At 66.9% G+C, this 6,478-nt stretch carries 6 protein-coding genes; 2 read left to right on the forward strand and 4 right to left on the reverse strand.

Features of this window, described 5'->3' with window-relative positions; translation table 11 throughout:
• Together purF and A5785_RS10370 are read right to left on the reverse strand one after the other, a co-directional pair.
• Positions 1 to 1,584: an amidophosphoribosyltransferase gene (gene purF / locus A5785_RS10365; RefSeq protein WP_005204188.1), complete on the reverse strand. Its 1,584-nt coding sequence runs from the start codon at positions 1,582 to 1,584 to the stop codon at positions 1 to 3.
• 153 nt (positions 1,585 to 1,737) lie between these two features.
• Positions 1,738 to 2,124 (reverse strand): sterol carrier family protein, encoded by a 387-nt coding sequence (locus tag A5785_RS10370; protein WP_049697745.1) that lies wholly within the window; start codon positions 2,122 to 2,124, stop codon positions 1,738 to 1,740.
• Between the two features lie 105 nt (positions 2,125 to 2,229).
• Here A5785_RS10370 and A5785_RS10375 point away from each other — a divergent pair, with 105 nt between their 5' ends.
• Positions 2,230 to 3,741 carry a glutamate--cysteine ligase gene (locus A5785_RS10375; RefSeq protein ID WP_049698046.1) on the forward strand — a complete coding sequence of 504 codons (1,512 nt, stop codon included), beginning with the start codon at positions 2,230 to 2,232 and terminating at the stop codon, positions 3,739 to 3,741.
• Positions 3,742 to 3,758: 17 nt separating this feature from the next.
• Here A5785_RS10375 and A5785_RS10380 read toward each other — a convergent pair whose 3' ends face one another.
• Positions 3,759 to 4,862: an NAD(P)H-dependent amine dehydrogenase family protein gene (locus tag A5785_RS10380; protein WP_049697744.1), complete on the reverse strand. Its 1,104-nt coding sequence runs from the start codon at positions 4,860 to 4,862 to the stop codon at positions 3,759 to 3,761.
• Between the two features lie 77 nt (positions 4,863 to 4,939).
• Here A5785_RS10380 and A5785_RS10385 point away from each other — a divergent pair, with 77 nt between their 5' ends.
• Positions 4,940 to 5,824, forward strand: coding sequence for a glycerophosphodiester phosphodiesterase (locus A5785_RS10385; RefSeq protein ID WP_064866280.1), 885 nt, complete (start codon positions 4,940 to 4,942; stop codon positions 5,822 to 5,824).
• Positions 5,825 to 5,856: 32 nt separating this feature from the next.
• Here the strand turns inward: A5785_RS10385 and A5785_RS10390 are convergent, their stop codons facing one another.
• A complete protein-coding gene (locus tag A5785_RS10390) occupies positions 5,857 to 6,378 on the reverse strand; it encodes a DUF2752 domain-containing protein (protein WP_414651988.1) in 522 nt (173 codons plus the stop codon).
• Between the last annotated feature and the right edge of the window lie 100 nt (positions 6,379 to 6,478).

Genomic DNA, 6,478 nt, shown 5'->3' on the forward strand with positions numbered 1-6,478 from the left:
TCAGGGCCGCAGGACAGCGCTGGCGTTGTCGTTCGGCACTGTCAGCGGATCGACGCGGCCGTCACCTGCGGCGCTGGCGAGCATCTGCTCGAGGACAGCCTTGCCCATCGAGGTCTCCTTGGGGAGTTCGATGGGATAGTTGCCGTCGAAGCAGGCCGCGCACAGCGACGACGCCGGCTGGTCGGTCGCGGCGATCATCTCGTCGATGCTGATGTAGCCGAGCGAATCGGCACCGATTGCCTGGCGCACGCCCTCGACCATGTGCTCCTCGGACTCCATGCCGTTGGCGATCAACTCCGCGGGCGACGCGAAGTCGATGCCGTAGAAGCAGGGCCACCGCACCGGACTCGACGCGATGCGTACGTGGATCTCGGCCGCGCCCGCTTCGCGCAGCATCCGGATCAGCGCGCGCTGGGTGTTGCCGCGGACGATCGAATCGTCGACTACGACGAGCCGCTTGCCCCGGATCACTTCCTTGAGCGGGTTGAGCTTGAGGCGGATACCGAGTTGGCGAATGGTCTGCGATGGCTGGATGAACGTGCGCCCGACGTAGGCGTTCTTCATCAGTCCCTGGCCGTAGGGGATGCCCGATTCCTGGGCGTAGCCGACCGCCGCGGGCGTACCCGACTCCGGCACCGGGATCACCAGGTCGCCGTCGGCAGGGAACTCCCTGGCCAGTCGCCGACCGATCTCCACGCGGGTCGAATGCACCGACCGTCCGTGGATCACGCTGTCCGGACGGGCGAGGTAGACGTACTCGAAGACGCATCCGCGGGGCGTCGGCTCTGCGAAGCGGGTGCTGCGCACACCGTCGGCGTCGATGGCCAGCAGTTCGCCGGGTTCGATGTCGCGGACGAACGACGCGCCGACGATGTCGAGCGCCGCGGTCTCGGATGCGACGACCCATCCCCTGTCGAGTCGGCCGAGCGACAGCGGTCGCACACCGTGTGGATCGCGAGCCGCGTACAGGGTGTGCTCGTCCATGAAGGTCAGGCAGAACGCACCGCGCAGCGTCGGCAGGAGTTCCATCGCGGCCTGTTCGATGCTGCTGTCGGCCGCGCCGTGCGCCAGCAACGCGCCGACGATGTCGGAATCCGACGTCGCGGCTCCGCTGGCGATTCCCAGCTCACGGGCGCGACTTGCCAGATCAGCCGTGTTGACGAGGTTTCCGTTGTGCCCCAGGGCAACTCCGGTGCCTGCGTCTGTGGTGCGGAAGATCGGCTGCGAGTTCTCCCAGGTGGTCGAGCCGGTCGTCGAATAGCGGCAGTGGCCGATGGCGACGTGACCGACCATGGCGCCGAGCGTCTGCTCGTCGAAGACCTGACTGACCAGACCGAGATCCTTGAAGACAAGGACCTGCGAACCGTCGCCGACCGCGATGCCCGCGGCTTCCTGGCCGCGGTGCTGCAGTGCGTACAGGCCGTAGTAGCTGAGTTTGGCGACGTCTTCGCCTGGTGCCCAGACACCAAAAACGCCGCACTCCTCGCGCGGCTCGTTCTCGGGTTCGTCCATTGCGTCCCGTGCGGGACAGGCATGCTGGGTAGGAGCCAGCAGGTTGGCGCTTGTGATCGAAAGATCCGGCATACGACGGGCTCCCTGGGCTGAACGTGGCGGCACGGGCTTCGCGTGACGAAGGTAACCACCGGCAAGTTTACGTGCCGGTAGCTCCTGATTTCCAATTGTGCAGCGGCGTGGCACCTGCGGTTATTCCACGTGTGAGCCAGCGCACGCGCACATCTACACCCGAACGAGCGGCATCCACGTGGCCACCTCGTCGGCCCTGCTACCCGACGAGGCGACCGCGCCGCGCGCGACGAGGTCGCCGAAATCGGCATCCCCGACGGCCAGCAGCAGCCACGACCTCGGATCGGTCTCGACAACGTTGGGCGGTGTCCCTCGCGTGTGGCGCGGCCCCTCGATGCACTGCACCGCCACGAACGGAGGCACCCGCACCTCGACGGAGTTTCCCGGCGCGATGTCTTCGAGGGTGCGCGCGGTCAGCCGCACGGCAGCTGCGAGTTCGGCTCGGCCGGGTGCGGGCAGGGTGTCGTCGCGCAACCAGGGCGCGACAGCGAGGACCGCCGCGCGGGCGGCCGCGGGGTCGATCGGTTTTCGCGCAGGCACCCCGCAATGATGCACCCGCCGCGTCGACGCCGATCCCGGTGCCCTCGGACAGTGTTGACCCGAATGGCCGGTGCGCGAGCACCCGGTTCGGGCACCATTGACCGCATGGGAACCGATGTGCCCGATCAGAAGTTCACCGGAGCCGACCGGGTCCGTTTCCGACGCCAGGTCTCGCGCGGTACCGAGGCGATCGCGCGCATGCTCTCCGAAGGACTGTTCACCGATCACGGCGCACCCCCCGAACCCCTGCTGGGCATGGAGGTCGAGCTCAACCTCGTCGACGCCGAGATGAATCCGGCGATGGCAAACGCCGCGGTCCTCGACGCCATCGCCGACCCCGACTACCAAACCGAACTCGGCCAGTTCAACATCGAGATCAACGTCTCGCCCCGCCCCTTCACCACTGACGACACCATCTCTCTCGAGCAGGCTCTGCGTACCTCGCTCAACCGGGCCGAGAAGCGGGCAGCAGCCACCGACAGCCATCTCGTGATGATCGGCATGCTTCCCACACTGCGCGCCGAACACTTTGCACACCATTGGATTTCGGCCAACCCGCGCTACGACCTGTTGAACCGACAGATCTTCGACGCACGCGGTGAGGACATCGAGCTGGACATCACCGGGGTCGCCCTCGACGAGCACCACGACGCCGAACATCTGCACACCGCAACGGATTCGATTCTCCCCGAGGCCGCCTGCACCTCCCTGCAACTACATCTACGGGTCGCACCTGAGGACTTCGCTGCGCATTGGAATGCCGCACAGGCGATTTCAGGTGTGCAGGTCGCCTTGGCGGGCAATTCCCCGTTCCTGGCCGACACCGCGCTGTGGCACGAGAGCCGCATCCCCGTGTTCGAGCAGGCAACCGACACCCGACCGCTCGAGTTGAAGAACCAGGGCGTACGGCCCCGGGTGTGGTTCGGCGAGCGCTGGATCAACACCATCTTCGACCTCTTCGACGAGAACACCCGCTACTTCCCCGCGCTGCTACCCGTGTCGTCCGACGAGGATCCCCTCGCAACACTCGACGCGGGAGGCATCCCGGCGCTCGACGAACTGCGGCTCCACAACGGAACCGTCTACCGCTGGAACCGTCCCGTCTACGACGTCGTCGACGGCCAGGCACACCTGCGCGTCGAGAACAGGGTGTTGCCCGCAGGACCGACCGTCGTCGACACCATGGCCAACGCGGCCTTCTACTACGGCGTGGTGCGCGGACTCGTCGAACAGGATCTGCCCCTGTGGTCACAGATGTCGTTCGACGCCGCCGCGGAGAACCTCCACGCCGGCGCGCGGTCGGGCTTCGACAGTCAGCTGTACTGGCCGAGCGTCGGGTGGATACGCCCGGACGAACTCACGCTTCGGCGCCTACTGCCGTTGGCCGAGTCGGGTCTTCGCTCGTTCGGGGTGTCGGACAAGGCGCGGTCGCGGTATCTGTCCGTGATCGAGGGGCGCTGCATCACCCGCCAGTCGGGAGCGGTGTGGCAACGTCGCGCGGTGGCCGCACGCGAGGCCGCGGGCGAGAGTCGCGACGCGGCGCTGCACCGCATGCTCGCCGACTACGTCACGTTGATGCACGAGGGCGAACCCGTGCACGCGTGGCCGCTTTCCTGAAGGCTTTTCCACTACGGCTATGCGCCGACTGTGACCGCCTTCGGCTGGCCCGCCACGAGTCCGCGCCCGGTGACGAGCGGCAGATCGAGCGCGGTAGCAAGACCGGCCGACGCCGCGACCACAGCGGGAACCGCGTTGACAAGACGCATAGCCGTCACGATCATGCCCGAGACGTTGTGATCGCCGTTCTCCCCGTGATGGGTGAACTCCACCTGCATCTGCGGTTCGCCGGACACGACGATGCGGTACGAGCCGTCACCCTCCGCGGGCTTCGGCCACTCCGGACACTGATCGGGATGTGTGCGAGTGACGTGCTCGAGCACGATCCGGTCGGTGCCGTCGACCTGTCCCGCGACCTCGAATCGCAGTGCTGCCATCGTGCCCTGCGGAATCTCGACCGACACCGTCGAGTAGTCACGATCAGCAGCCACCCGCTCGACGCGTTCGACGAGCGGTTCGTCGAGCGTGATGCCCAGGCCCGCCGCGAGCTGCCGGACGACACTCCCCCACGCCATCGACAGCACACCCGGCGTCAGCAGCAGCGGCGTGCTGTCCATCGGTTGGCCGAATCCGAACAGGTCGCGCATAACGACGGGTTGGTAGTAGGTCGAGTAGTCGGCGATCTCCATGCACCGGACCTCGTCGATACGCTGCGCGAGGCTCGTCATCGACAGCGGCAGCACGTCGTTGGCGAATCCCGGATCGATACCGTTGACGTGCAGCGTTGCACCTCCGCGGGCTGCCGCGGCCTCGACCTGCTCGACCATCGACGCCGGCAGGATGCCGTGCGGGAATTGCAGCACGACCGGCCCGCTCGACACCACGTTGATCCCCGCGTCGAGAAACCTGGTCAGGTCGTTGATCGACTCGACGACGCGATCGTCTGTCATCGCGGTGTGCACGATGCAGTCGGGAGCGAGAGCCAACAGCTCGTCGACGTCCGACGTCGCGACGACCCCGAGTTCGCGCCCGAGGCCTGCCAACTCACCGGCATCTCGACCGACCTTCGCGGGATCGGATACCCACACTCCGACCAATTCCAGATCGGGGTGGGCGTCGATTCCGGCGATCGCATGCTTTCCGACGGTTCCGGTCGACCACTCGACCACGCGCAGACTCATGCCCACCAAACTAGAACACGTTCCACATCGGCGGACGGTATTCGGGCAATGCCCTGCCGGGCGTAATGTCGGCATCGATGTCGAGCTCCGAATACTCCGCCGCATCCGCCCCGCCACCCATCGCGGTCACGCACGCGGGCCGTCGAACCAGGCTCAAGTGGCATCGGGCACGGAGACGACCATCCGACACCCCGTTCACGGCATCGCGGATCGTCGAGGCGATGCGGGTCGGTGCGAGCGTCGAAGTCGACCTTCTCATCCATGCCGAGCGTGGGTTCGCGGTGCTGCACGATCGCGACCTCGCGCACTCGACGACGGGGCGCGGAGACGTCTCGCACGCTTCTGCGGCGTATCTGCGCGGACTGACGTTGACCGACAATGTCGGCGACCCGACGGACGACAGCGTCGTGCTCCTCGAAGACCTCGCGACCATGCTCGACGGCATCGAGATAGCCGACGACGCAATGCTGCAACTCGATTTCAAGGAAGACGCAGCGGCCCTCGACGACGAGGCGCTCAGCATCTTCGCGCGGGCCGTCGAACCCTTCGCGGACAACGCGATCCTCTCGTGCGGCGACGCCGACGCCGTGACCGCCCTCTGCGACGCCGCGCCCGACATCCACGTGGGCTACGACCCGTGCCACCGCGGCGCGATCGGCCGTGTACTGCACTCGGGGGATTTCCGCGGCTTCGTCTTCACCGCCTGCCGCGACTCATCGCGCGCCGAAATCATCTATCTGGACCAGGAACTCGTACTCCGCGCCGCAGATCTGATCGCGGCATTCCACGCGATGAAGCGTGAGGTCGACGTCTACACCCTCGCGCGCGCCGATGCGTCGTCGATGGCCAGGTTCACGCGGCTCGTCGAACGTGGCGCCGACCAGATCACCACCGACGATCCGGAGGGCTTCTTCGCGGAGAAACTCTTCGCGAACGCGCCCGAATCCGAGCGGCCGGAGTAGATCCGAGGGTCGGACCAGCGGCGAACGGTGGGTCAGACCCGCAGCGCGTCGAACGGCGCGACGGGGATGTTGCGGATCACCACCCACACGCCCACGACGACCAGCGTCACGATCGGGGCGAACCGCAGGTGCTGCCAACTGCGCACCCGGCGGCCCCGCCACAAACCCACGCAGTAGGCGACGAACGCCCACCCGAGCAAGGCGATGGCGACGACGCCGACTGCGTTGTACCGCAACGCTTCTCCGAGGTTGCCGTGCATGAGCCAGTAGATCGCACGTAGCGAACCACAGCCGGGACAATCGATGTGCAGCAACGCCTTCGTCGGACACATCGGCAACGGCCCGCCCGGCGTCGTGGGATCGGCGAACCAGATCGCGGTACAGCAGCCAACCGCTGCGGCGACAACCACCGCGGGTCCGGCAACGCGGTGACGCGACACCGTGGTGACCGTCCCGAGGACCGCATGCTCGATGCGGGCGGAAAGTCGCTCCCGCGGAGGATGCACGGGGCGCGGGTCCGACGCGGCGCCGTCGGCCGGCTCGCGTTCGGTCATCACGGGGTCGGTCATTCCGGTGTCGCGGTGGTTGTCAGTTCGCGGTCGTCAGTACGAGCTCGACGGGACGCTGGCGACGAGGATGACGAAGAAGATGACA

The sequence above is a fragment of the Gordonia sp. 852002-50395_SCH5434458 genome (genome assembly GCF_001665905.1).
In the GTDB taxonomy this organism is placed as follows: Bacteria; Actinomycetota; Actinomycetes; order Mycobacteriales; family Mycobacteriaceae; genus Gordonia; species Gordonia jacobaea.